General features: G+C 72.9%; 16 protein-coding genes, 1 tRNA gene and 2 pseudogenes. 2 read left to right on the top strand and 17 right to left on the bottom strand.

Annotated features, from left to right (window positions below):
* The first annotated feature begins 351 nt into the window (after positions 1–351).
* Positions 352–1,932: a site-specific integrase gene (locus VKA29_RS19080; protein ID WP_324787075.1), complete on the top strand. Its 1,581-nt coding sequence runs from the start codon at positions 352–354 to the stop codon at positions 1,930–1,932.
* Positions 1,933–2,091: 159 nt separating this feature from the next.
* Here VKA29_RS19080 and VKA29_RS19085 read toward each other — a convergent pair.
* The 11 genes from VKA29_RS19085 to bldG form a co-directional block, all read right to left on the bottom strand.
* Positions 2,092–2,168 (bottom strand) — tRNA-Thr (locus tag VKA29_RS19085).
* A 99-nt stretch (positions 2,169–2,267) separates the two neighbouring features.
* Positions 2,268–3,866, bottom strand: a complete 1,599-nt coding sequence (locus VKA29_RS19090; RefSeq protein WP_324787076.1) for an alpha/beta hydrolase — start codon at positions 3,864–3,866, stop codon at positions 2,268–2,270.
* A gap of 154 nt (positions 3,867–4,020) precedes the next feature.
* The gene (locus VKA29_RS19095) at positions 4,021–5,226 is read right to left on the bottom strand and encodes a DNA polymerase III subunit delta' (RefSeq protein ID WP_324787077.1); all 1,206 of its coding nucleotides are present in this window, start codon (positions 5,224–5,226) and stop codon (positions 4,021–4,023) included.
* 140 nt (positions 5,227–5,366) lie between these two features.
* Positions 5,367–8,555: a dTMP kinase gene (tmk, locus tag VKA29_RS19100; protein WP_324787078.1), complete on the bottom strand. Its 3,189-nt coding sequence runs from the start codon at positions 8,553–8,555 to the stop codon at positions 5,367–5,369.
* A gap of 126 nt (positions 8,556–8,681) precedes the next feature.
* Entirely contained in the window at positions 8,682–11,531 is a 2,850-nt protein-coding gene (gene topA / locus VKA29_RS19105; protein ID WP_324787079.1) for a type I DNA topoisomerase, read from the bottom strand.
* Positions 11,532–11,776: 245 nt separating this feature from the next.
* Positions 11,777–11,974 carry a hypothetical protein gene (locus tag VKA29_RS19110; protein ID WP_324787080.1) on the bottom strand — a complete coding sequence of 66 codons (198 nt, stop codon included), beginning with the start codon at positions 11,972–11,974 and terminating at the stop codon, positions 11,777–11,779.
* A gap of 564 nt (positions 11,975–12,538) precedes the next feature.
* Entirely contained in the window at positions 12,539–14,056 is a 1,518-nt protein-coding gene (locus VKA29_RS19115; RefSeq protein ID WP_324787081.1) for a class I SAM-dependent methyltransferase, read from the bottom strand.
* Positions 14,057–14,204: 148 nt separating this feature from the next.
* Positions 14,205–14,795 (bottom strand): small secreted protein, encoded by a 591-nt coding sequence (locus tag VKA29_RS19120; RefSeq protein ID WP_324787082.1) that lies wholly within the window; start codon positions 14,793–14,795, stop codon positions 14,205–14,207.
* Positions 14,796–14,989: 194 nt separating this feature from the next.
* On the bottom strand, positions 14,990–17,395 hold the full coding sequence (locus VKA29_RS19125; protein WP_324787083.1) for a sodium-translocating pyrophosphatase: 2,406 nt from the start codon (positions 17,393–17,395) through the stop codon (positions 14,990–14,992).
* A 323-nt stretch (positions 17,396–17,718) separates the two neighbouring features.
* The gene (locus tag VKA29_RS19130; protein ID WP_324787084.1) at positions 17,719–18,150 is read right to left on the bottom strand and encodes an ATP-binding protein; all 432 of its coding nucleotides are present in this window, start codon (positions 18,148–18,150) and stop codon (positions 17,719–17,721) included.
* 108 nt (positions 18,151–18,258) lie between these two features.
* Positions 18,259–18,600 (bottom strand): anti-sigma factor antagonist BldG, encoded by a 342-nt coding sequence (gene bldG / locus VKA29_RS19135; protein ID WP_003975386.1) that lies wholly within the window; start codon positions 18,598–18,600, stop codon positions 18,259–18,261.
* An 80-nt stretch (positions 18,601–18,680) separates the two neighbouring features.
* Between bldG and VKA29_RS19140 the strand changes: the two genes are divergently transcribed.
* Positions 18,681–21,269 carry a DEAD/DEAH box helicase gene (locus VKA29_RS19140; protein WP_324787085.1) on the top strand — a complete coding sequence of 863 codons (2,589 nt, stop codon included), beginning with the start codon at positions 18,681–18,683 and terminating at the stop codon, positions 21,267–21,269.
* On the opposite strand, the pseudogene VKA29_RS19145 reads toward VKA29_RS19140, so the two are convergent.
* From VKA29_RS19145 to VKA29_RS19170, 6 genes and pseudogenes are all read right to left on the bottom strand, one after another.
* Positions 21,193–21,609: pseudogene (locus tag VKA29_RS19145) on the bottom strand (Rv3654c family TadE-like protein); the annotation flags it as partial. The gene VKA29_RS19140 and the pseudogene VKA29_RS19145 overlap by 77 nt on opposite strands.
* A gap of 233 nt (positions 21,610–21,842) precedes the next feature.
* Positions 21,843–22,202, bottom strand: a pseudogene (locus tag VKA29_RS19150) (TadE family type IV pilus minor pilin); the annotation flags it as partial.
* On the bottom strand, positions 22,189–22,428 hold the full coding sequence (locus tag VKA29_RS19155) for a DUF4244 domain-containing protein (protein ID WP_324787086.1): 240 nt from the start codon (positions 22,426–22,428) through the stop codon (positions 22,189–22,191). The pseudogene VKA29_RS19150 and the gene VKA29_RS19155, both read right to left, overlap by 14 nt.
* Before the next feature lie 75 nt (positions 22,429–22,503).
* Positions 22,504–23,295: a type II secretion system F family protein gene (locus tag VKA29_RS19160; protein WP_324787087.1), complete on the bottom strand. Its 792-nt coding sequence runs from the start codon at positions 23,293–23,295 to the stop codon at positions 22,504–22,506.
* 93 nt (positions 23,296–23,388) lie between these two features.
* Positions 23,389–24,273 (bottom strand): type II secretion system F family protein, encoded by an 885-nt coding sequence (locus VKA29_RS19165; protein WP_324787088.1) that lies wholly within the window; start codon positions 24,271–24,273, stop codon positions 23,389–23,391.
* The gene (locus VKA29_RS19170) at positions 24,249–25,511 is read right to left on the bottom strand and encodes a TadA family conjugal transfer-associated ATPase (RefSeq protein WP_324787119.1); all 1,263 of its coding nucleotides are present in this window, start codon (positions 25,509–25,511) and stop codon (positions 24,249–24,251) included. Before VKA29_RS19170 ends, VKA29_RS19165 begins: the two co-directional genes overlap by 25 nt.
* Between the last annotated feature and the right edge of the window lie 74 nt (positions 25,512–25,585).

Raw genomic sequence — 25,585 nt, forward strand, 5'->3', positions numbered from 1 at the left:
CCCGCCCATCGCCAGCGTCCGCACCGGAAACGACCCAGTCTTGATCAACTCGTACGCCTTGTTGTGACCGATACCCAACGCGCGAGCCGCGGTCACAACATTGACGGTCGCGGGCAGAGCCAGGACCTCGCTGAGGCTCATTCCGCGATGTCCGCCGGGCTGAGTGTTGCTCTTCGTCATGCTCGGTGTCGCGATCTCCCCCGCGCCAACCTGCCGCTCACCATACACGGGCAAAGACAGGAAGGGGCTAGCAGTATCGGCAAGAATGAACATCAAGAGGGACACGAAAGCGTTGGGGGGGACCCAGTGTTTGAGGACAAGACGTACAAGAGGTGTGCGTGCAAGGGGCCGTTGATTCGGCCCGACGGCACACCCGTCCTCGACGGCAACGGCAAGCAGAAGATCGGCTCTCTGGACCGGTCCTGCCCCCGGCTCAAGGAGCGCGCCCACGGCTCCTGGTACTACTCGATCGAGCTGGAGCCGGACGGCAGCGGGAAGCGCAGGCGGGCCCGTGAGGGGGGATTCATCACCCAGGCCGAGGCGGCGGCGAAGGCCGAGGAGGTGTGGCGGGCCGCCAAAGCCGGGGTGAACGTCTTGTCGGACGAGACGGTCGCCGAGTTCCTGGCCCGCTGGCACAAGAAGAAGAAGACCGAGCTGAAGCGGACCACCGCCCACGAGTATCAGCGCGACATCGAGCTGTACCTGCTGCCGCACCTGGGCGCGCTGAAGATGCGGGACCTGCGCGCCCGCCACTGCCAGGGCCTGTTCGACTGGATCATCTCCGACAACGAACGCCGCGCAGAGCATCGCGCCAAGGTCGCCGAGCTGAAGGAGGCGGCCGACAAAGCCTCCGCCGCGTGGCGCGAGGCGCCGACCGGGACCCCGGAGGAGAAGAAGGAGCGGGCCCGCCGGCGAGCGGTGTGGACAGCGGCCCGTGAGGAGTACCTGACCGAGCGGAAGAAGCTGCAGCGCACCACCGGCCCGGCCACCATGGTCAGCATCAAGGCCACTCTGTCCTCCGCGCTGTCCGACGCGCTGAAGGAGGAGCTGATCGCCAAGAACTACGCCCAGCTCGTGACCCTCCCCAAGGTGACCAAGCCGCGCGCGCTCGCCTGGACCCCGCCGCGCGTCGCCCGCTGGAGACGCACCGGCGAGAAGCCGAGCCCGGTCATGGTCTGGACGCTGCAGCAGACCGCCGAGTTCCTGGATCACATCGTCGACGACCGCCACTTCCCCGCCTGGCACCTGGTGCTCTTCCACGGCCTGCGCCGCGGCGAGCTGGCCGCGCTCTCCTGGGACGAGGTGGACCTGGAGGAGGAGGTCATCCACATCAGCGAACAGTTGGTGTCCATCTCCTACGAGGTGCACGAGGACGACCCGAAGGCCGACAGCGTCCGGGACATCAAGCTCAACCGGGATTCGGTGATGCTGCTGCAGGCCTGGCGCGAGAAGCAGGCCGACGAGCGCGCGGAGTGGGCCTCGGCCGGCGTACCCGCGCCCGCCGAGGCGGCCAGACGGGTCTTCACGAAGGAGGACGGCTCGGCGTACCACCCGCAGTTCTTCACCGACCGCTGGGACCGGCTGGTGGAGCTGTCCGGGCTGCCGCCGATACGGCTCCACGACGGCCGCCACGAGGCCGCCAGCCTGGCGCTCGCGGCCGGCGTCGCCCCGAAGGCCGTACAGGCGATGCTCGGCCACGCCTCGCTCCGGATGACGAGCGACACCTACCAGACGGTCCTGCCCGAGATGCATGCCGCGACCGCCTCAGCGTCCCTGGACCTGATCACCGCCTACCGGAAGGCCGAGCAGGCGGCGAAGCTCGGGCACGCCCCGGTCGAGGCGACCGAGCAGTACGAGGTGCAGCCGGCCCGGCCCGTGAAGGCCGCGGCCGCGAAGAAGGCGTTGAAGAGGCAGCGTCGCAGGGTGGCCTGATGGGCGGCGGGCCCATCTGGGCCCACTCAGCCCCACGCCGGACCCATCTTGGACCCATCGGGACCGTTTTCCCGTCTCGAAGGGCGGTGGGCTAGACCACCTACCGATCAAGGAAACGACGAAGGCCCAGGTCAGAAGTAGTGACCTGGGCCTTTCCAATGGAGCCGCCTTCGGGATTCGAACCCGAGACCTACGCATTACGAGTGCGTTGCTCTGGCCATCTGAGCTAAGGCGGCGCGCTGTCGCACCATGGTGCGATCAGCAACGTCGGTAAGTCTACACAGTTTCCGGGGTGCTCCGTACCAGCCGCCGGAGCACCCGGGCCGGGCCGGCGATCAGGACCGCGAGCAGCGTTTTCCCGCCGGCGGGGGCGTCCCGTGGAGGAGGTAGGCGTCGATCGCGGAGTCGATGCAGGCGCTGCCCCGGCCGTAGGCGGTGTGGCCGTCGCTCTCGTAGGTGAGGAGGCGGGCCGAGGAGAGCTGGCGGGAGAGGGAGCGGGCCCAGCGGTAGGGGGTCGCCGGGTCGCGGGTGGTGCCGACGACGACGATCGGCGCCGCGCCCCGCGCCTCGATGCGGCGGGGCTCACCGGTGGGCCTGACCGGCCAGTACGCGCAGCCCAGGGACGCCCAGGCGAGGCCCTCGCCGAAGACCGGGGACGCCTTCTCGAAGGCGGGGAGGCCCTTGCGCACCTGGTCGGGGGTGGCGAAGGCGGCCGGGAGGTCCAGGCAGTTCACGGCGGCGTTGGCGGACATCAGGTTCGAGTAGCGGCCGCCGGCCTCGCGTTCGTAGTAGCTGTCGGACAGGGCGAGCAGGCCGGCGCCGTCGTGGGATTTCATCGCCGACGCCAGCGCCCCGCGCAGTTGTTCCCAGGCGCCCTGGTCGTACATCGCCGCGATCACGCCGGTGGTGGCGAGGGCTTCGCCGAGCTTGCGGCCGTCGATGTCGCCGGTGGGGATCGGGTGTGCGTCCAGCTTCCGGAAGAAGGCCTTGAGGTGCGGGCCGACCTCGGAGGCCTGCCTGCCGAGCGGGCAGTCCCGGTGCCGTACGCAGTCCTTCGCGAAGGATGTGAACGCCGTCTCGAAGCCGGCCGTCTGGTCGAGGTTCAGGCGCCGCGCGGGCAGCGCCGGGTCCATGGCGCCGTCCAGCACCAGCCGGCCCGCCCGCTGCGGGAACAGTCCGGCGTACGTCGCTCCCAGCAGCGTCCCGTACGACGCGCCCACGTACGTCAGTTTCGCGTCGCCCAGCGCCGCCCTCAGCAGGTCCATGTCGCGTGCCGCCTCGACGGTGGAGACGTGCCGCAGCAGCCGGGGCGAGTGGGCGCCGCAGCCTTCCGCGAACTTCCGGTACGCGGTGACGAGCGCACCGGTCTCCGCGCGGTCGTCGGGTGTGGTGTCGGTCTGCGCGTAGGCGTCCATCCGCCGCCCGTCGAGGCAGGTCACCGGCTCGCTGCGGGCGACGCCCCGCGGGTCCACCGCGACCATGTCGTAGCGGGCGCGGACCTCGGCGGGGTAGCCGACGGCGGCGTACTGCTGCAGGTAGCCGATCGCCGAGCCGCCCGGCCCGCCGGGGTTGACCAGCAGCGACCCGAGCGGCTTGCCCTTGCCGGTGGCCCGCTTGCGGGCCACCGCGAGCCTGACGTCCCCCTCGGCGGGCTCGGCGTAGTCCAGCGGCGCCTTCATCGTGGCGCACTGGAAGCCGGGGACGCCGCAGCCGCGCCAGTGCAGCTTCTGCCCGTAGTAGGGCGCGAGGGCGCGCGGAACGGACCGGGGCAGTGCCGCCAGCTCGGCCTCCGCCGGGCTGCCGACCGAGGTCGCCGGACCTTCGGGGGAGCAGGCGGGGACGAGCAGCAGGACCGCTGCGAGGAGGGCGCCGCCGATGCGGACCGGGGGCCTTGCGGACGAGGTGGCCGGGCGGGGGATTCGCCAGAGGTGCATCAGGCGAGCGTAACCGTGGGCTACCGGATGAATCCTCTCCGTAGGCGTTATGGCTCGTACGAGTTATGTGGTCAACCTCCTGTTGATCCTGGTCCGACTCCCGGTCCGACTCCGACTCCGCTCCGGGCCCGGGTCCGCGGGGCGTGCCCGGAGGTCAGCCCGCTCTGAGGGCCATCGTCATCGCCTCCACCGCGAGCAGCGGCGCCACGTTGCGGTCGAGGGCCTCGCGGCAGGCGGCGATCGCTTCTATGCGGCGCAGGGTCGACTCGGGGGAGGTGCCACGGGCGAGACGATCGAGGGCGTCCTCCGCGTCCGCGTTGGCGATCGCCACCCTGGAGCCGAGCTGCAGGGCGAGCACATCGCGGTAGAAGGCGGTGAGGTCGGTCAGGGCGACGTCGAGGCTGTCGCGCTGCGTCCGCGTCCGGCGCCGCTTCTGCTTGTCCTCCAGTTCCTTCATCACGCCCGCCGTGCCGCGCGGCATCCGGCCGCCCTGGGCCGCGCCCAGCGCCGCCTTCAGTTCCTCGGTCTCCTTGCCGTCCATCTCCTCGGCGAGCTGGCGGGCGTCCTCCGCGGCCGCGTCGACGAGCTCCTGGGCGGCCTTCAGGCAGGCGCCGACCTCGTCGAGGCGGAGCGGGAGCTTCAGTACGGCGGCGCGACGCTCGCGGGCGGCCGGGTCGACGGCGAGGCGACGGGCCCGGTCGACGTGGCCCTGCGTGGCGCGGGCCGCGGCGGCGGCGACGTCGGGCTCGATGCCCTCACGCCGTACGAGCATGTCGGCGACGGCGTCCACCGAGGGCGTGCGCAGATTCAGGTGACGGCAGCGGGAGCGGATGGTGGGCAGGACGTCCTCGATGGAGGGGGCGCACAGCAGCCAGACCGTACGGGGGGCGGGCTCCTCCACCGCCTTCAGGACGGCGTTGGCCGACTTCTCGTTCAGCCGCTCGGCGTCCTCGACGAGGATCACCTGCCAGCGGCCGTTCGCCGGGGAGGTGAACGACTTGCGGACGGTGTCCCGCATGTCGTCGGCGAGGATCTGCGTGCCGACCGCGGCGACCGTGGTGACGTCGGCGTGCGTGCCGACGAGGGCGGTGTGGCAGCCGTCGCAGAAGCCGCAGCCGGGGGAGCCGCCGAGCGCCCGGTCCGGGGACACGCACTGCAGGGCGGCGGCGAACGCCCGTGCCGCCTGGTTCCGCCCCGCGCCGGGCGGGCCCGTGAACAGCCAGGCGTGCGTCATCTTCGACGCCTCCGGCACCGGAGTGTCCGCGGCGACCGCGGTGACCAGCGCGTCGGCGTCCCGGGCAGCCGCGTCGAGCTGCTCGGCCACCTTCTCCTGGCCCACGAGGTCGTCCCAGACGGTCATCGCTCACCCCGCCCTTTCGTCATGGTCCGCGGTGCGGCTTCCATTGTGCGGGGCGCCACTGACAACGGCTGTGCGGTACGGCGCCCCGGGTGCCGCCGGCCGACGGCCGACGGCGAACACCGACCGCCGGGGCCGTCGGATCAGCGGCCCCGGCGCCGGCCGTGACCCGGGTCGTCGTCGTGGTCGTCGTCGTGGTCGTCGGCGTAGTCGTCGTCGCGCGGTCCGAGCAGTTCGTCCGCCAGCGTCGGCAGGTCGTCCAGCGGTGTCTCCTCGGCCCAGTCCGGCCGCGGTCGGCGCCGCGGAGTCCCCCGCTCGTCGACCTGCGGGAGCTCCCGCGTGCGGTCATCCGTCCCGTCCGGGCGCACCCCGGCGGACGGCTCGTCCCGGAAGAACCCCGGCGGAACGCGGTCCGCCGGGCCACCGTCACGCACCGGCGGCAGCACGGCCGTCTCGTCCACGGCGCCCGGCGGCACCGGCGGCAGCACCGCCGTCTCGTCCGCCGCGCCCGGCGGCACCGGCGGCTGCGGCAGCTTCGTCGTCACCTCGGCGTCGGACTCGCCGGCGGACCGCCCGCGGGAAGCCCCGGCGGCCGTGCCCCCGCGGTGCTCCTCCGGCACCGGCCGCAGCACCGCGGTCTCCTCCAGCGGGCCGCCCGAGGCGTTCGTCGGCGTCACGATCGGGGTCGGGACGGTCGAGGCGTCCGGCTGAGCGGCGGGCGGCGCCGACTGCCGGGGGCCCGCCTCCGCGGCGGCCGCGGCCTGCTCGGCGAGCCGGCGCGCCTCCTCGGCCCGCAACAGGGCCTCCTCCGCCTTCCGCTGCTTCTCCAGTCGCCGCGCCTCGGCCTCGGCGCGCAGCCGGGCCTCCTCCTCGGCCTGCCTGCGCCGCCGCTCCTCCTCGGCCTTGCGGCGGGCCTCCGCCTCGGCCCGGGCCTTCTCCTCGGCGAGCAGCCGCTGCCGCTCCTCCTCGGCCTTCCGGCGCGCCTCCTCGGCCCGCTGCCGGGCCTCCTCCGCCTGCCGCTCGGCCTCGCGCCGCTGCGCCTCCTCCAGCTCGCGCCGCTTGCGCTCCTCCTCCTCGGCGCGCAGCCGTTCGAGCTGCTCCTGGCGCTCGCGCTCCAGCCGCTCCTCCTCCGCCCTGCGGCGGGCCTCCTCCTCGGCCTTCCGGCGGGCCTCCTCGCGGGCCTGGATCTCCGCCTCGGACAGCGGCAGCATCTGGTCGAGCCGGTGCCGGACGACGGTCGTGACGGCTTCGGGGTCCTGGCCGGCGTCCACGACGAGGTAGCGCCCGGGGTCGGCCGCGGCGAGAGTCAGGAAGCCGGAGCGCACGCGCGCGTGGAACTCGGCCGGCTCCGACTCCAGCCGGTCCGGCGCCTCGGTGAACCGCTCGCGCGCGATCTCCGGCGCGACGTCCAGCAGCACGGTCAGATGGGGCACGAGGCCGTTCGTGGCCCAGCGGTTGATACGGGCGATCTCCGTCGGGGACAGGTCACGGCCCGCGCCCTGGTAGGCGACCGAGGAGTCGATGTAGCGGTCGGAGATGACCACCGCGCCGCGCTCCAGCGCGGGCCGGACCACCGTGTCGACGTGCTCGGCGCGGTCCGCCGCGTACAGCAGTGCCTCCGCGCGGTGCGAGAGGCCCGCGCTGGACACGTCCAGCAGGATCGACCGCAGCCGCTTGCCCACGGGCGTGGCGCCCGGCTCGCGGGTCAGCACGACCTCGTGTCCCTTGGCCCGGATCCACTCGGCGAGCGCCTCGGCCTGGGTGGACTTGCCGGCGCCGTCGCCGCCCTCCAGGGCGATGAAGAAGCCGCCGGGAGCGGGCACCGTCTCGGGGTCGTCGCCGCCGAGCAGCGCGTCGCGCAGGTCCTGCCGCAGGGGCACGCCGGAGCGGTCGTCGACCTTGGCGAGGACCAGCGCGGCCACCGGCAGCAGCAGCGCGCCGACCAGCATCAGGGTGAAGGCCGCGCCGCCGTGGGCGAACACGAACTTGCCGTTCTCCAGCCGGTGCGGGCCGATCCCCGCCGCGACCACGGGCGCGACGACCGCGCCGAGCGCCACGAAGACCCGTACGACCGCGTGCAGGTGCTCGGTGACGCGGGCGCGCCGTTGGTCCTCGGTCTCCTGGTCGAGCAGGGTGTGCCCGATGTTGGCGGCCATGCCCGCGCCGACGCCGGCCAGCGCGGCGATCAGCAGCACGGTGGTCACGTCCGGGACGAGACCGGCGGCCAGCAGCGCGACGCCGGTGAAGGCGATCACGAGGGCCAGCAGCCGGCGCCTCGACAGGGTGGGCAGCACGGCGGGGGCGGTGCGTATGCCGACGGCGACGCCGCCGGTCAGCGCGCCGACCAGCAGCCCGTACGTCACGGGGCCGCCGCCCAGGTCCTTGGCGTGCAGCACGCACACGGCGACGGCCGCGGAGATCGCGCCCGCGACGGCGGCGGAGGCGAGCACCAGCAGCGGCAGGACGCCCGTACGGCCCCGTTCGACGGCCGTGCCCGTCCTGGGCCGGCGCAGTCCCTCGAGCGGGGAACGCGCGCGCGGGGTGCGGGTGCCGGGGAGGACCAGGAAGGTCAGCACGGACAGGGAAGCGGCGAACAGCCCGGCCGCCACGTACGACGCGAGGGCGGCCTGGTGCTGGTCGAACCAGTCGATGCCGGAGCCCAGCAGGTTGTTCACCAGCCCGGCGGCGACGAGCACGACGGCCGCGAGCGGGATCGCGACGAAGTTCGTGCGCAGCGACAGGCGGCGCAGGGCGTCCATGTGGTCCGGCAGCGGCCGTATCGTCGCGCCCTCCAGGGGCGGGCCGGGCAGCAGCGCGGGAGAGGCGCTCTCCCGGCACACCGTCCAGAACCGCTCGGCGACCCCGGCGACGAACACGGTGACCAGGATGACGGCGAGCGCGTTGTCCGGCGTCCAGTCGATCCACAGGGGCGCCACGATGAGCAGCGCGACCCGCAGGCCGTCGGCGCCGACCATGGTCCAGCGCCGGTCGAGCGGGCCGTCCTGGGAGGTGAGCGAGGTGAGCGGCCCGAGGAGGACGGCTCCGAACAGCAGGGTCGACAGGATGCGCACCGCGAACACGCTCGCCACCGCGAACGCCACGCCCCGGTAGCCGCCGCCGAAGGAGCCCGCGCCGATGGCCGCCTGCAGGGCGAGGAGCACGAGCACCAGGAGGGCGAGGGTGTCGCCGACACCGCCCACGAGCTGCGCGCTCCACAGCCGCCGCAGCTGCGGTCGGCGCAGCAGGGAACGGACGGCGCGCTCGCGGGAGTCCGCGACCAGGGCATCGTCGGGGGCCGGCGGGTGGGCCGTTGGCTGCTCGGCTCGCGTCATGCGTTCAGCCTATCCGGACCGGCTGACAGCCAGCGGCGCCCGCCCGAACGCACGCACGCCCCGACACCAAACCGATGCCGGGGTGTGCGCCTTGCGAGGACGATGTGAACGAAGGGTGACGGGAGCCTAGTCCTCCGCGGAGTTCGCCGCCGTCGCCTTCTTCGCGGCCGTCTTCTTCGCCGCCGTCTTGGCGGTCGTCTTCTTCGCCGCCGTCGTGGTCTTCTTCGCCGCGGTCTTCTTGGCGGCCGTCGTCTTGGCGGCCGTCGTCTTCTTGGCGGGGGCGGCCTTCTTCGCCGCCGCCTTCTTCGCCGTCTTCTTGGCGGGTCCCTTGGCGCGCTTCTCGGCCAGCAGCTCGAAACCGCGCTCCGGGGTGATCGCCTCGACGCTGTCGCCGGAGCGCAGGGTCGCGTTGGTCTCCCCGTCGGTGACGTACGGGCCGAAGCGGCCGTCCTTCACCACGACCGGCTTGCCGCTGACCGGGTCCTCGCCCAGCTCCTTCAGCGGCGGCTTGGCGGCTGCCCGGCCACGCTGCTTGGGCTGGGCGTAGATCGCCTGCGCCTCCTCCAGCGTGATGGTGAAGATCTGGTCCTCGGACTGCAGCGAGCGCGAGTCCGTGCCCTTCTTCAGGTAGGGGCCGTAGCGGCCGTTCTGCGCGGTGATCTCCTGGCCGTCGGCGTCCGTGCCGACGACGCGCGGCAGGGACATCAGCCGCAGGGCGTCCTCGAGCGTCACGGTGTCCAGGGACATCGACTTCAGCAGCGAGGCCGTACGCGGCTTGACGGCGTTCTTGCCGGTCTTCGGGGTGCCCTCGGGGAGCACTTCGGTGACGTACGGGCCGTAGCGGCCGTCCTTGGCGACGATCTGGTGGCCGGTCGCCGGGTCGACGCCCAGCTCGAAGTCGCCGCTCGGCTTGGCGAGCAGTTCCTCGGCGAGTTCGACGGACAGCTCGTCGGGGGCCAGGTCCTCGGGCACGTCCGCCCGCTGGTGGTTCTCGGAGTCCTTCTCGCCGCGCTCGATGTACGGGCCGTAGCGCCCGACCCGCAGCACGATGCCGTTGCCCACCGGGAACGACGACACCTCACGCGCGTCGATGGCGCCCAGGTCGGTGACGAGCTCCTTGAGGCCGCCGAGGTGGTCCCCGTCGCCGTTGCCGGCCTCGGCCGCGCCGCCGTTGCCCGTGCCCTCGCCGAAGTAGAACCGCTTCAGCCACGGCACGGCCTGCGCCTCACCGCGGGCGATGCGGTCGAGGTCGTCCTCCATCTTGGCGGTGAAGTCGTAGTCGACGAGCCGCCCGAAGTGCTTCTCCAGGAGGTTGACCACCGCGAAGGACAGGAAGGACGGCACCAGTGCGGTGCCCTTCTTGAACACGTAGCCGCGGTCGAGGATCGTGCCGATGATCGACGCGTACGTCGACGGGCGGCCGATCTCGCGCTCCTCGAGCTCCTTGACCAGGCTGGCCTCGGTGTAGCGGGCCGGGGGCTTGGTGGCGTGCCCGTCGACCGTGATCTCCTCGGCGGTCAGCGCGTCGCCCTCGGCGACCTGCGGCAGCCGGCGCTCACGGTCGTCCAGCTCGGCGTTCGGGTCGTCGGCGCCCTCCACGTAGGCCTTGAGGAAGCCGTGGAAGGTGATCGTCTTGCCGGAGGCGCTGAACTCGACGTCCCGGCCGTCCGCCGAGGTGCCGCCGATCTTCACGGTCACGCTGTTGCCGGTCGCGTCCTTCATCTGCGAGGCGACGGTCCGCTTCCAGATCAGCTCGTAGAGCCGGAACTGGTCGCCGGTCAGGCCGGTCTCGGCGGGGGTGCGGAAACGATCACCCGAGGGCCGGATCGCCTCGTGCGCCTCCTGCGCGTTCTTGACCTTCCCGGCGTACGTGCGCGGGGCCGAGGGCAGGTAGTCGGCGCCGTACAGCTGCGTGACCTGGGCGCGGGCGGCGGCGATCGCCGTGTCGCTCAGCGTCGTGGAGTCCGTACGCATGTACGTGATGAAGCCGTTCTCGTACAGCTTCTGCGCGATCTGCATCGTGGCCTTGGCGCCGAAGCCGAGCTTGCGGCTGGCCTCCTGCTGCAGCGTCGTCGTACGGAACGGGGCGTACGGCGAGCGGCGGTACGGCTTGGACTCGACGGACCGGACGGAGAACCGGGTGTCGTCCAGGGCGGCGGCGAGAGCGCGGGCGTTCGCCTCGTCGAGGTGCAGGGTGTTCGCGCTCTTGAGCTGCCCCAGGGAGTCGAAGTCGCGGCCCTGCGCGACACGCCTGCCGTCGACCGTCTGCAGGCGGGCGACCAGCGCCGACGGGTCCGACGGGTCTCCCGCGCGGCCAGTGGAGAAGGTGCCCGTCAGGTCCCAGTACTCGGCGGAACGGAACGCGATGCGCTCGCGTTCCCGCTCCACGACGAGCCGGGTGGCGACGGACTGGACGCGGCCGGCCGACAGGCGCGGCATGACCTTCTTCCACAGCACCGGCGAGACCTCGTAGCCGTAGAGGCGGTCGAGGATGCGGCGGGTCTCCTGGGCGTCGACCATGCGCTGGTTGAGGTCGCGCGGGTTGGCGACGGCGGCGCGGATCGCGTCCTTGGTGATCTCGTGGAACACCATCCGCTTGACCGGGACCTTGGGCTTCAGCACCTCCAGGAGGTGCCATGCGATGGCCTCGCCCTCGCGGTCCTCATCGGTGGCCAGGAAGAGCTCGTCGGAGTCCTTCAGCAGGTCCTTGAGCTTCTTGACCTGGGCCTTCTTGTCGGCGTTGACGACATAGACGGGTTCGAAGTCGTGCTCGACGTCCACTCCGAGACGGCGGACCTCGCCGGTATACTTCTCCGGCACCTCCGCGGCGCCGTTGGGGAGGTCGCGGATGTGCCCGACGCTCGCTTCGACTACGTAGCCGGGGCCCAGGTAGCCCTTGATCGTCTTCGCCTTGGCAGGCGACTCGACGATGACGAGTCGGCGGCCGCCCTGTGCGGTCTCGCTGGTCGGGGACAACTTCGCTCTTCTCTCCGGTCGACGCTGGGGCCTCCCCAGGCCTACGTCCCGGGGTCGGGTACTGGTGACGCTGCGGAGTGTGACGGTACATCCCGCCCCCGTGTCAAACGGGAAAAGCCCGCAACGGCCACTCGAACGGTAACCCGACTTCCGCCATTCCTGCCGCCCGGCATGGTGACCCGCCTTTTCGAGCCTATCCGGAGGAGGACCTCCCAATTATCGGAGCCGCGGCTCCGCGGCCCCTTTCAGGATCGCATGAAACACCAGGTCCCGAGGGCGAGCGCGAGCACCGAGGCGACACCGGCGAGGGCCGCCGATGCGACGGGGTTCACACCGTGGGCGACCGGTTCGCGATGCCGCACCCGGGTCACGGTCCACATCAGCAGCGCGCCTCCGAACAGGGCGAACACCACTCCCGAGAAGATCGCCGGTCCGCTCTCCATGGCTCTGTGCGCCCCTTTTCTCCTGTCCGCGGGTCTCCAGCCCCGGGAGACTGACACGCGCGGACGGCGAGCGGGCGAACCCCGGGTGAACGTGGGGCCGACGGATTCGCGGGGCCTGCCCGGCCGCGCGGGCCGCCGCCTCGCGGGCCGCGGCGGCCGTGGCGGCCGTGGCGGTCGTGGCGCCGTGGCGGCCGTGGCAGGCGCTGCGGTCGCCGCGGTCGCCGCGGAAGGGGTTACGGGTGTCTTTCCGGCCGTCTTCCTAATGCCGTCCGGGGATCGGGCGAAGATCCGGCAGGCGATCGGGCGGAGATCCGACGGCGATCAGGCGGCGATCAGGCGGGCGATCTTGTAAAACCGGCGTCGGCGCCGTGCGGACCCCGCATCCGGCCGTTCGCGGAACGCCCGTAACAGCGCTCACAGGTCGACGGGAATTCGTCACCGTGCGGCCCGGTCGCGTTGTCGCCCTTCCCGCGGCGCATTTCCGCCGGCCCGGACAGCGGTGCGTTCCGGACCCGGCGGAAGGGGCGTTCCGGGCCCGGCGGAAGGGGTGTTCGCGTCCCCTTGTCAGGCCGGCTCGATGAATCCCTGCTCGACCAGCAGCCGGATCTGGGCCGGCGTGCGGTCGCGCAGCAACACCGGGTCCTCCCCGAGCAGTTGGGCGATCGCGTCCAGGATGCGGCCGGCGCTCAGCGACCCGTCGCAGACGCCCGCGAAGCCCGCGCCGACCGTGTCGACCTTGGTGGCCCGGCGCATGCCGCGGTTCTGCCGCAGCACCACGTGCTCGGGGTCCTCGGCGCCGGGCAGCCCGACCTGCTCCTGGACGACCTCGGTGACGAGCCGGAAGTGCCCTTCGAGCAGCGCCGCGTCGTCGTGCTCCCGGAGGTAGTCGAGCCGGTCGAAGTGCGCCCGGACCGTGTCGCCGAGCGGCTGTTCGATCGAATGCGGCCACTCCTCCACGGTGACCGAGGGCACGGCCGCCTCCGTCCTGCGCAGGGTGATCCAGCCGAAGCCCACTGCCTTCACCTTGCGCGCCTCGAACTCGTCCAGCCACGCGTCGTACCGGGCCTGGTACTCCTCCGGATCGGCGCGGTGGTCCCCCGCGTCCCGCAGCCACAGCTCGGCGTACTGCGTCACGTCCTGCACCTCGCGCTGCACGATCCAGGCGTCGCAGCCGCGCGGGACCCACGAGCGGAGCCGGTCCTGCCAGTCCTCCCCCTCGACGTGCTGCCAGTTGGCCAGGAACTGCGCGAACCCGCCCTCGTCGAGCCGGTCGCCCGCCTGCTGGACGAGGGTGCGGCACAGATCGTCCCCGCCCATCCCGCCGTCGCGGTACGTCAGGCGCGCCCCCGGCGAGATGACGAACGGCGGGTTCGACACGATCAGGTCGTACTTCTCGTCGTTCCGCAGGGGCTCGAACAGCGAGCCCTCGCGCAGGTCCGCGGCCGGGGCGCCGGAGAGCGCCAGCGTGAGCGCGGCGATGTGCAGGGCGCGCGGGTTGACGTCGGTCGCCGTCACGCGCGTGGCGTGCCGGGCGGCGTGCAGCGCCTGGATGCCGGAGCCGGTGCCGATGTCGAGGGCGGAGGAGACGGGCGTACGGACGGTGATGCCGGCGAGGGTGGTGGAGGCGCCGCCGACGCCCAGGACGACCCCTTCGCCGCGGTGGGCGATGCCGCCCGCGCCGCCGACCGCGCAGCCGAGGTCGGAGACGATGAACCAGTCCTCGCCGCCGGGCCCGCCGTACGGCCGCACGTCCACGGTGGCGGCGACCTCGTCCGCGCCCGCCGCCACCAGCCACCCGCTCTCCAGGCACTCGGCGACGGGCAGCACGGCCGCCACGCGCGCCTGCGGCACGGGCTGCTGCAGCAGGAACAGCCGTACGAGCACCTCCAGCGGCGTGTCGCCGCGGGTGGCCCGGAGGGCGGGCACGGTCTCGCTGCGGGCCAGTGCCGCGTACGCGGGGGCGCCGAGCAGGTCGAGCAGCCCGTCGGCGGTGAAGGACGCCCCGAGCAGGGCGTCCCGCAGCCGGGCTGCGACGTCGAGGCGGTCGGTGGAGGGCAGGTGCGCCAGGCTGGAGTTGCTCACGCCCCCATTGTGTCCGTTCGGACGGACGACGCACCCACGGCTGCCGGTGCGGACGGCGCCGGCCCGCGCGCACGCGCGCACCGGCCTACGGCGCCGTCACGCGCATGTACCGCCCGTCGCCCCGGGTCCCGGGCCGGCCCGGCCGGTCTCAGCCCGTCGTCGCCGCGGCCGACGCGGAGGCCGACTTGCAACTGGGCTGCTTGGCCATCGCCTGGCCGACCTCGCCCTCCTCCAGGGTCTTCAGCGCGTCGTTGCCGGACTTGCTCAGCTTGTCCAGCGAGGTCGCGATGTCCTTCAGACCGTCGGCGAACTTCGCCTGGTCCTTGGTGTCGAGCCCGTCGACCTGCTCCTTCAGGGAGGCGTACGACGCGGCGATGCCGTCGAGCTCCTTGACGGCGTCCTTCTGCTTCTTCTCACCGTTGTCGACGTTCGGCGCCCCGGCCTTCTCGACGGCGTCCCCGATCGCCTTGTAGGCCTCGGACATGTCCTGGAACGCCTGGGCGTCGGTCTTCTGGACCTGAGCCGGCGTGCTGTTGTCCGAGGTCTCCTTCTGGATCGCGGCGTTGGCGGCCTCGATCTTCTTCGCCTGCGGCTGTACGGCGTCGCAGACCTGCTTGGCCCAGGCATCCAGCTTCGCGTTGCCGTCGTCGCTGCTGCATCCCGACAGCGCCAGTACCAGTACCGCACCGCCGGACAGCGCGGCCGCGAGCTTCTTGTTCACCGGATCGGTCCCTTCCATGGCTTACGGCCCCGGAACATACACGCCGGACGGACGTCAACCGCAGGACGGGCATCCGCTATGACAGCGAATAGGGCCATTTGCACCAGGCGAGAGAAGGCTCACGGCAGGGCGGCGCACACGAACGGGGCGGGCGGGCGACGCGTCAACACGCGCCGTCCGCCCGCCCTTTGAACAGGCGCCCGGAAGGCCGCCTACGAAACCACCGCGGGATCCGCGGGCTTGGACACCTCCTCGGCGTCGCCCTCGTCCCCCACGGCGATGCCGCGCCGCTTGGAGACGTACACCGCTCCGACGATGACCAGCAGCGCGAGGACCGCGATCACGATCCGCATGCCGATGTTCTTGTCCGCGCCGTAGCTGAACTTGATGACCGCGGGCGCGATCAGCAGCGACACCAGGTTCATCACCTTCAGCAGCGGGTTGATCGCGGGACCGGCGGTGTCCTTGAAGGGGTCGCCGACCGTGTCGCCGATCACGGTGGCGGCGTGGGCCTCGCTGCCCTTGCCGCCGTGGTGCCCGTCCTCGACCAGCTTCTTGGCGTTGTCCCAGGCGCCGCCGGAGTTGGCGAGGAACACCGCCATCAGCGTGCCCGCGCCGATCGCACCCGCCAGGTACGCGCCGAGCGCGCCGACGCCGAGCGTGAACCCGACGAAGATCGGCGCCATGACGGCCAGCAGACCCGGTGTGGCCAGCTCCCGCAGCGCGTCCTTGGTGCAGATGTCGACGACCTTGCCGTACTCCGGCTGCTCCGTGAAGTCCATGATCCCGGGCTTCTCACGGAACTGCCGGCGCACCTCGAACACCACCGAACCCGCCGACCGCGACACCGCGTTGATCGCCAGCCCCGAGAAGAGGAAGACGACCGCCGCGCCCGCGATGAGGCCGACCAGGTTGTTGGGCTGCGAGATGTCCATCATCAGGCTCAGCGGCGCGCCGGATCCGGAGAGCTTCTCGCCGACGTCGTGCGCCCCGGTGGTGATCGCGTCGCGGTACGAGCCGAAGAGCGCCGACGCCGCGAGGACGGCGGTGGCGATGGCGATGCCCTTGGTGATGGCCTTGGTGGTGTTGCCGACGGCGTCCAGGTTGGTGAGCACCTGCGCGCCCGCGCCCTCGACGTCGCCGGACATCTCGGCGATGCCCTGCGCGTTGTCGGAGACCGGCCCGAAGGTGTCCATGGCGACGATCACGCCGACCGTGGTGAGCAGGCCGGTGCCGGCCAGCGCCACCGCGAACAGCGCCAGCATGATCGACGTGCCGCCGAGCAGGAAGGCCCCGTAGACGCCCAGGCCGATCAGCAGGGCGGTGTAGACGGCCGATTCGAGGCCGACCGAGATACCGGCGAGCACGACGGTGGCCGGGCCGGTGAGTGAGGTCTTGCCGATGTCCCGCACCGGACGACGGGTCGTCTCGGTGAAGTAGCCGGTCAGCTGCTGGATCACGGCGGCCAGCAGGATGCCGATCGCCACCGCGACGACCGCGAGGATCCGCGGGTCGCCGTCCTTGGCCTTGATCGCCGCGTCGGTGACGCCGTCGAGCTCGGAGTACTTGGACGGGAGATAGATGAAGACGGCCGCCGCCACCAGCACGAGCGAGATCATCGCGGAGATGAAGAAGCCGCGGTTGATCGCGGACATGCCGCTGCGGTCGGTGCGCCGCGGGGCGACCGCGAAGATGCCGATCATCGCGGTGAGCACGCCGATGGCGGGCACGATCAGCGGGAAGGCGAGCCCCGAGTCGCCGAAGGCCGCCTTGCCGAGGATCAGCGCGGCGACCAGGGTCACGGCATAGGACTCGAAGAGGTCGGCCGCCATGCCCGCGCAGTCGCCGACGTTGTCGCCCACGTTGTCGGCGATGGTCGCGGCATTGCGGGGGTCGTCCTCCGGAATGCCCTTCTCGACCTTGCCGACCAGGTCGGCGCCGACGTCGGCGGCCTTGGTGAAGATGCCGCCGCCGACACGCATGAACATGGCGATCAGGGCGGCGCCGAGGCCGAAGCCTTCGAGCACCTTCGGCGCGTCGGCCGCGTACACCAGCACCACGCAGGAGGCGCCCAGCAGACCGAGCCCCACCGTGAACATGCCGACGACGCCGCCCGTGCGAAAAGCGATCTTCATGGCTTTGTGCGAGACGGTGGTGAGATCCTTTTCCGGCTCGCCTTCCGCCGGAGTCGCTTCCCGTGCCGCCGCGGCCACGCGCACATTGCTGCGCACGGCGAGCCACATGCCGATATAACCGGTGGCGGCCGAGAACGCCGCACCGATCAAGAAGAACACCGATCGGCCGGCACGTTGATTCCAGTCGTCCGCGGGCAGCAGCATGAGCAGGAAGAACACGACGACGGCGAATACGCCGAGCGTGCGCAACTGCCGGGCCAGATAGGCGTTGGCGCCTTCCTGTACCGCCGCGGCGATCTTCTTCATGCTGTCGGTACCCTCGCCCGCTGCCAGCACCTGGCGCACCAGAATGCCCGCGACGGCGAGAGCGGCCAGCGCGACGGCCGCGACGACCGCGACGATGACACGGTTGTCGTCGGTCAGCACCGCGGCTGCGAAGGTAGTGGAGTGGTCCAACTGATGAGGGGTAGAAAGCCCCGCCATTCGTCCTCCTTGACGCTTGGGCTGAGCTCAAGATGTGGACGGATTCTAGGTACCCGGACCTGATCAAAACAGTGCGTGGTAAACGGAATCGGTCTTCACATGCTGTTCAGCAAATGATCGACGACAGATCACCGGACTCGAATGGAGTAATGCCTCAGAGGCATTGATGCCGACAGGACACGATCGATTTCTCGCGCGACGGATTCGTGAATTGCTTCACGAATCCGTCGCACAAGACCACTGTAGGCACAGAAAGCGCGCCCTGACATGCCGAAGGGCCCTAACGTGTAGGGCCCTTCGGGTGCAGCGACGCGCAGTGGGATTCAGGAAAGCAGGACGGCCGGCGGCGTGGTCGGCCAGGTCATGCGGATCAACCCGCCGTGCTCCCCCGCGCTCACCTCGACGTCGTCGACGAGCCCGCTGATGACCGCGAGACCCATCTGGTCCTCGTCGGTGTCCGCGTCCTCGCCGACGGCACCGGATCCGGCGTCCCCGGGCAGCGAGCGCGGCGCCTCGTCGCCGACCTCGATGGAGAACTGCTTCTCGTCCTCGGTCAGCATCACCGTCACGGGCGCGGCGATGCCGCCGTTGCGGTGAAGGCCGACGGCACGCGTGCACGCCTCGCCGACGGCGAGCCTGACCTCGTCGAGGACGGCCTCGTCCACTCCGGCCCTGCGCGCCACCGCTGCCGCCACCAGTCGGGCGGTCCTGACGTGCTCGGGCAGCGCGCTGAAGCGGAGTTCAACGGTGGCCATGCATCCCCCTCGGAACTGGGCGTGCCGTCCGGGGGCCCGGGCCACCGAAAGCCCGAACCCCCTCGGTTTCCTGCTGCCGCCCCGGCCAGGATCTCCGGGGAGCGGTGGTCAGTCGGTCGCCGCCACCGCTTCCTCGACCGAGGTGTGAATGGGGAACACCTTGGTGAGGCCGGTGATGCGGAAGATCTTCAGAATGCGCTCCTGGTTGCAGACCAGGCGCAGCGAGCCCTCATGGGCCCGCACCCGCTTCAGTCCGCCGACCAGGACGCCGAGACCGGTGGAGTCGAGGAAGTCCACGCCCTCCATGTCGACGACGAGGTGGAAACTCCCGTCGTTCACCAGCTCGACCAGCTGCTCGCGCAGCTTGGGCGCGGTATATACGTCGATTTCGCCACCGACCTCGACGACCGTACGATCGCCGACGGTACGGGTCGACAGGGACAGGTCCACGGATCCTCCAGCACCTTGCTATCGAGCGGTCGCCCCTCGGGACACCTCGGCGGAGCCCCCAGGACGGTTCGCCAGCCGCGATGGCATTCAATCACTTACCGGCAGGCGTGCACGACGCCTTGGTCCCATTGTCCGTCACGCCGGTGACACACTCGATGCCGATGGCCGAGAATCATCGATCCGATCGAATCCCCACGGCGCCCGCCTCCCGGCTCGCGCCGGGCACCGTCCTGGACCGGCTCGCGTCCGGACCGAACCGGGCTTCGCGCATCACTCATACGGAGCACTTGCCCCCGCGTGAGGGCCGCCATGCCGTCTGGCCCGACCGGATCCGTGCCGAGGTCATCGCGGTGCTGCGGGACTGCGGTATCGAGCACCCCTGGGCCCATCAGGCACAGGCCGCCGAGCACGCCCTGGACGGCGACTCGGTGGTCGTCGCCACCGGCACGGCGTCCGGCAAGTCCCTGGCGTACCTGGTCCCGGTGATGTCGGCCCTGCTGGACGGCTCCGAGGCGCCGAACGGCCGCGGCGCGACCGCGCTGTACCTGGCTCCGACGAAGGCGCTCGCGGCGGATCAGTGCCGGTCGGTGAAAAAACTTTCCCATTCACTGGGCAGCGCGGTGCGTCCCGCCGTGTACGACGGCGACACGCCGTTCGAGGAACGCGAGTGGGTCCGCCAGTACGCCAACTACGTGCTGACCAACCCCGACATGCTGCACCGGGGCGTCCTGCCCTCCCACGCCCGCTGGTCCTCCTTCCTGAAGGCGCTGAAGTACGTCGTCGTCGACGAGTGCCACACCTACCGCGGCGTCTTCGGCTCGCACGTCGCCCAGGTGCTGCGCCGGCTGCGCCGCCTGTGCGCGCGCTACGGCGCCTCGCCCGTGTTCCTGCTGGCCTCCGCCACCGCCGCGGAGCCCTCGGTGGCCGCCCGCCGCCTGACCGGGCTGCCGGTGGTCGAGGTCGCCGACGACGCCTCCCCACGCGGCGAACTGGTGTTCGCCCTCTGGGAGCCGCCGCTGACCGACCTGCGGGGCGAGAAGGGCGCCCCCGTCCGCCGCACCGCGACCGCCGAGACCGCGGACCTGCTCACCGACCTCACCGTGCAGGGCGTGCGATCGGTGGCCTTCGTCCGCTCCCGGCGCGGCGCCGAGCTGATCTCGGTGATCGCCCAGGAGCGGCTCGCCGAGGTCGACCGCTCACTCGCCCGGCGTGTGGCGGCGTACCGCGGCGGCTACCTCCCCGAGGAGCGGCGCGCCCTGGAACAGGCACTGCAGTCCGGCGAACTCCTCGGCCTCGCCGCCACGACCGCCCTGGAACTCGGCATCGACGTCTCGGGCCTGGACGCCGTACTGATCGCCGGGTATCCGGGCACGCGCGCCTCGCTGTGGCAGCAGGCGGGCCGGGCGGGGCGGGCCGGTCAGGGGGCGCTGGCCGTCCTGGTGGCCCGCGACGACCCGCTGGACACCTTCCTCGTCCACCACCCCGAGGCGCTGTTCGACCAGCCGGTGGAGTCCACGGTCCTCGACCCGGACAACCCGTACGTGCTCGCCCCGCACCTGTGCGCGGCCGCCGCGGAGGTTCCGCTGACGGACGAGGACCTGGAGCTGTTCGGCCCCTCCTGCGAGGAACTGCTCCCCCAGCTGGAGGCCGCGAAGCTGCTGCGCCGCCGGACTAAGGCCTGGCACTGGACGCGCCGGGAACGGGCCGCCGACCTCACCGACATCCGCGGCGGAGGCGGCCGCCCGGTCCAGGTCGTCGAGGCGGGGACGGGCCGGCTGCTCGGCACGGTCGACGCCGGCGCCGCGCACACCACGGTGCACGAGGGCGCGGTCCACCTCCACCAGGGCCGCACGTATCTCGTCCGCTCCCTCGACCTGGAGGACTCCGTCGCCCTGGTCGAGCAGGCGAGCCCGTCGTACGCGACGGTGGCCCGCGACACTACGTCCGTCTCCGTGCTGGAGACCGAGATCGAGGTCCCCTGGGGCGACGGGCGTCTGTGCTACGGCTCCGTCGAGGTCACCAATCAGGTCGTCTCCTTCCTGCGCAGACGTCTGATCACCGGTGAAGTGCTGGGTGAGACGAAGCTCGACCTCCCTCCTCGTACGCTGCGCACCCGCGCGGTGTGGTGGACGGTCACCGAGGACCAGTTGGACGCCGCCCGTGTCGGCCCGGAGATCCTCGGCGGCGCCCTGCACGCCGCCGAGCACGCGTCGATCGGCATGCTGCCGCTCTTCGCGACCTGCGACCGCTGGGACATCGGCGGCGTGTCGATCCCGCTGCACCCCGACACGCTCCTGCCCACGGTCTTCGTCTACGACGGCCACCCCGGCGGCGCGGGCTTCGCGGAGCGCGCCTTCCACACCGCCCGCGCCTGGCTCACCGCCACCCGCCAGGCCATCGCCTCCTGCGAGTGCGAGGCCGGCTGCCCGTCCTGCATCCAGTCCCCCAAGTGCGGCAACGGCAACGACCCGCTGCACAAGAGAGGGGCGGTGCGGCTGCTCACGGTGCTGCTGCGGGGTGCTCCGCGCGAGGCGGACGGGGAGGAGACCGGCGAAGACACGGGCGGGGAGACGGGCGAGGACACGGGCGGGGAGGCAGCACCGCGGCGGCCTGATCCCCCGGCGCGGGCCCAGGCGGTACCGGGCCCGCAGGCCCCGCCCGCGCCCTGACCTCCGCCTCGAACGGCCCCCGGCCCGCCGCCGCCGTCACGTCCGACGTCTCGCCGACGATCACGCACCGCACCAGCCGTGTCCCCTGGGCCCGGGCCACCAGGGAGGCCCGGGCGCAGGCCGCCGCGGTACCGCGGGACCAGTGGTCCGCCGCCGCGAGGGCCGACAGATCGGCGCCGCCGGCCGCACGGTGCCGGACCACGACGGCCTGCCCCAGCGCGAGCACGACGCCGAACACCACGCAGAGGACGCCGATCGCACCGACGCTCCAGACACTGGCGGACCCTCGGTCACCGCCCCGGAGCAGGGCCCGCCACGGCCCTCCTCGCCCACCGGTCACGGCTCCACCACCGTCTCCCCGGCCGTCTCCCCGACCGTCTCCGAGGACGTCTCCGCTTTCCCCCCGGCCGTATCCAGGGGCGCCTCCGCCGTCCCCCTGGCCGACCCGACGACCGTCCCCTCGGTCGTCCCCGTCATCGCCCCCTCTGTCGTCCCCGCCTCCGCCCCCTCGGTCATCCCCGCCGCCACTCCTGGGGGCGTCTCCGCCACCGCTCCCTCCGCCGTTCCCGCCTCCGTCCCCGGGCCCGACTCCTCCGCCAGCGCCACGGCTTCCTCTCGCAGCTCGAACGGCAGGCCGCGCAACGCCGGCGGCTTCGCCTCGACGACCACGCGGACCCTGCCGCCCTCCCTGCCGACGGTGATCTTCGCGCCGCGCGGCGCCGCCTCACGGGTCACGGCGGTGACCGCGTCGGGCGGATCCTGGCGGGCCGCCGCGCGGGCGCCCGTCCGGGCGGCGTCCACGCACCGGATCTGTGCGGCCACCACCATCAGGCCCCACACCAGCGCCGTCGTGAACAGCACCAGCACGGGCAGCACCATGGCCGACTCCGCCGTCACGAACCCCCGGTCGGTCTCCTCCTCACATCCGCGCATCGAGGGCCCGCTTCACGATGCCCTGCAGTTCCGCGCTGACGGCCCCGCTGGTCACCACCTTGTAGAGGACCACCGCGAACGCCACCGCCGCGACGATGCCCATCGCATACTCCGAGGTGACCATCCCCGCGTCCCCGCGCACCGCGCGGAGCCCGCACATCAGGGCACGCACTCGCGCCCGTACCGCCTTGTACGTCTTCTTGTGTGTTTTGTGCGTCTTGTACATCTCGACCCCCGTAGAGGATTCAGTAAGGATCAGTTCTGTCGGCCGTCCGTCGCTCGTCGCCGGTTCAGTCGTCCGTCATCGGCCGCCCCCTCCCAGCGCCCCGCCGGCGAGGCCGATCACCACGGGGACCACTCCGACCGCGATGAACGCCGGCAGGAAGCACAGGCCCACCGGCACGGTGACCATGACGGCCGCCCGCCGGGCCCGCGCCGTCGCGGCGCGCGTCCAGTCGGCGCGTGCCTCCTCGGCGAGCCGCGCGACCGGCCCGGCGGCGGGCAGTCCGGACACGTCGGCCCGTTCCAGCAGCCGGGCCAGAGAACCGGCGGCCGGCAGCGAACCCAGCCGCCGCCAGGCCTCGGCCGGCTCGCCCCCGAGCCGCGCCTCCGCGGCGCCCCTCGCAAGCGCCTCCCCCACCGGCCCGCCCAGGGCCTCACCGACAGCCTGCGCCGCTGCCACCGGCCCGGCGCCCGCCGCGCTGCAGGCGGCCAGCAGATCGGCGGCCAGCGGGAGTTGACGTGCGGCCTCAGCCAGGTCGCCCGCCTGCGTGGCGTCCGCGGTCGCGGCCTGCCGACGGCGCCACCACCACAGCCCGCCGCCGGCGAGCGACCCCACGACGACCCCGGCGACACCGCCCACCAGCACCCAGCCGACGCACGCCGCCCCCGTCACGGGAAGCCACCGCCGCGCGAGATCCCGGCCGTCCCAGCGCGCCGCGGCCGTCCTCACCCCGGCTCCGGCCATGAGCGCGGCCGACCGCCGCCGCACCCTCCGTTTCCGCCGCCCGCTCTCCAGCCACCGCACGAGCCACCCGAGGGCGAGCACCGCCCCCAGCGTCACCCCCAACCTGTGGACAACTTCCGGACCCACACCGACCCCTTTCCCGGCCAACCCCGCAACCCGCACCCGCGCTCGCACCCGCCGCCCCGGCCTCCGGCAGAAGCCCGCCCTTCCGGCTCCCGCTCACCCCGCCTCCGCTCCCCGCACGATCCGCATCGCCCACCACAGCCCCAGCCCCTCCAGCGACCCGCCGATGAGCAGGCACCCCAGCCCGGCGCCGGTGTGCAACAGCACGCGCAGCGGGTCGGCGTCGAGGACGGTGCCCAGCGCGAGGCCCAGGACCGGAAGCCCGGCGAGCATCACCGCCGTGGCCCGCGCACCGGCCAACTGCGCCCGCAGGTCCGCACGCTGGTCACGCTCGGCGCGCAGGGCGCCTTCCAGTCGGTCGAGTCCGGCGGCGAGGCCCGCACCCCGGTCCACCGCCACCCGCCAGCACGCGGCCAGACCCAGCAACCCCTCGGCCCCCGGCTGCCGTGCCGCCGCCGTGAGGGCACCCGGCACGTCCCCGCCGAACCGTGCCGCCGCCAGGACCGCCGCCTGCCCGTCCCCGAGCCCACCGGAGTCGCGCGCCGCGTGCAGCAACGCCTCCCCCGGTTGCCGTCCCGCCCGCACCTCACCGGCCAGCGCCCCGCACAGCGCGATCACCGCCTCCCCGCGGCGCTCCCGCACCCACCGGGCCCGCCGCGCCAGCCGCAGCCGCCGCAGCACCGGCACGGCGGCCGCCCCGGCGACGACCGGCAGCACCGAGGCCCCCAGCACGGCCGGCACCAGCCCGGCGACCGGCGCCCACCACTCGGTCCCCAGCCGCCTCCGGACCCGCCGCAGTTCCTCGGCCACCCGGCGCCAGGCGGGCGGCCCGGCCCCCACCACCCCACCGCCCGCCAGCAGCGCCCGCGCCCGCCGGGCCCCCGCGGGCCACCCGCCCGGCAGCAGCGCGGCGGCCCCGGCACAGACCACGGCGACTCCCGCCGCCACCTGACCCATCACGTCCCCCGTGAAGAACCGCATGACATCCCTCCTCCGCCGACCTCCGACAACTCACCGCCGAGCAGCCCCCGCAGCCGCGCCCACCCCGGCTCGCAGGCGAACACCTCCGCGCCCCACCGCAGCGCCGGCACCGTGCGCACCAGTCCGGACGGATCCCGTTCCAGCACGTGCACCTCGGCGATCCGCCGCTGTCCGGTCCGGTCGCGCACCAGGTGCAGGACGACCGACAGCGCGGCCGCCAACTGGCTGTGCAGCGCGGCCCGGTCGAGCCCGGCCGCCGTACCCAGCGCCTCCAGCCGGGCGGGCACGTCGGCGGCCGCGTTGGCGTGCACCGTCCCGCACCCGCCTTCGTGGCCGGTGTTCAGCGCGGCCAGCAGATGCACCACCTCGGGTCCGCGCACCTCGCCCACGACCAGCCGGTCCGGCCGCATGCGCAGCGCCTGCCGCACCAGGTCCTCGAGGGTGACGAGACCCGCGCCCTCCTGGTTCGCGGGTCTGGTCTCCAGCCGGACGACGTGCGGGTGATCCGGTCTCAGCTCGGCCGAGTCCTCGGCCAGCACGATCCGCTCACCGGCTCCGACCAGCCCCAGCAGCGCGCTGAGCAGCGTGGTCTTGCCGCTGCCCGTGCCGCCGCTGACGAGGAAGGACAGCCGGGCCGCCATCAGGGCCCGCAGCACGCGGTCCCCGCCCGGTGGCACGGTGCCCGCCGCGACGAGTTCGTCGAGCGTGAACGCGCGCGGTCGTACCACCCGCAGCGACAGACAGGTGCAGCCCACCGCCACCGGGGGCAGCACCGCGTGGAGCCGGGTCCCGTCGGGCAGCCGGGCGTCAACCCACGGCCGTGCGTCGTCGAGCCGGCGTCCGGCCACCGCGGCCAGCCGCTGCGCGAGGCGCCGTACGGCGGCCGCGTCCGGGAAGGAGATCCCGGTCAGCTCCAGTCCGCCACCGCGGTCGACCCACACCCGGTCCGGGGCCGACACCAGGACGTCGGTCACCGACCCGTCGGCGAGCAGCGGTTCCAGCGGCCCGCTGCCCACCAGCTCGGACCGCAGCCGCACCGCGGCGCCGAGGACTTCGGCGTCGCCCAGCACCCGCCCCTGCTCCCGCAGCGCCTGCGCAACCCGTGCGGGTGTGGGTTCCGCCCCGCTCTCGGCCAGCCACTGCCGCACCCCGTCCAGGAGCACGGCTGGCACGTCCCGCCCGGCCCCGCCGACGGCCGGGGAAGCTCCCGTCGGCGTGTACCCGCGGGCGCCCGGCATACCGGACCCGCCCGCGGCCGGCGATGCACCCGTCGGCGTGTACCCGCGGGCGCCCGGCGTGCCGGACCCGCCCG

Source organism: Streptomyces sp. H51 (assembly GCF_035656535.1).
Lineage (GTDB): Bacteria > Actinomycetota > Actinomycetes > Streptomycetales > Streptomycetaceae > Streptomyces.

Excerpts from the sequence above, each read along its gene's own strand:
- VKA29_RS19095 (WP_324787077.1), bottom strand. The coding sequence starts at position 5,226 with ATGACCGTCTGGGACGACCTCGTGGGCCAGGAGAAGGTGGCCGAGCAG.
- VKA29_RS19130 (WP_324787084.1), bottom strand. The coding sequence starts at position 18,150 with ATGGCCACCGTTGAACTCCGCTTCAGCGCGCTGCCCGAGCACGTCAGG.
- VKA29_RS19110 (WP_324787080.1), bottom strand. The coding sequence starts at position 11,974 with ATGGAGAGCGGACCGGCGATCTTCTCGGGAGTGGTGTTCGCCCTGTTC.
- VKA29_RS19125 (WP_324787083.1), bottom strand. The coding sequence starts at position 17,395 with ATGGCGGGGCTTTCTACCCCTCATCAGTTGGACCACTCCACTACCTTC.
- VKA29_RS19120 (WP_324787082.1), bottom strand. The coding sequence starts at position 14,795 with ATGGAAGGGACCGATCCGGTGAACAAGAAGCTCGCGGCCGCGCTGTCC.
- VKA29_RS19170 (WP_324787119.1), bottom strand. The coding sequence starts at position 25,511 with ATGCCGGGCGCCCGCGGGTACACGCCGACGGGAGCTTCCCCGGCCGTC.
- tmk (WP_324787078.1), bottom strand. The coding sequence starts at position 8,555 with ATGACGCGAGCCGAGCAGCCAACGGCCCACCCGCCGGCCCCCGACGAT.
- VKA29_RS19165 (WP_324787088.1), bottom strand. The coding sequence starts at position 24,273 with ATGCGGTTCTTCACGGGGGACGTGATGGGTCAGGTGGCGGCGGGAGTC.
- VKA29_RS19140 (WP_324787085.1), top strand. The coding sequence starts at position 18,681 with ATGGCATTCAATCACTTACCGGCAGGCGTGCACGACGCCTTGGTCCCA.
- VKA29_RS19155 (WP_324787086.1), bottom strand. The coding sequence starts at position 22,428 with ATGTACAAGACGCACAAAACACACAAGAAGACGTACAAGGCGGTACGG.
- VKA29_RS19090 (WP_324787076.1), bottom strand. The coding sequence starts at position 3,866 with ATGCACCTCTGGCGAATCCCCCGCCCGGCCACCTCGTCCGCAAGGCCC.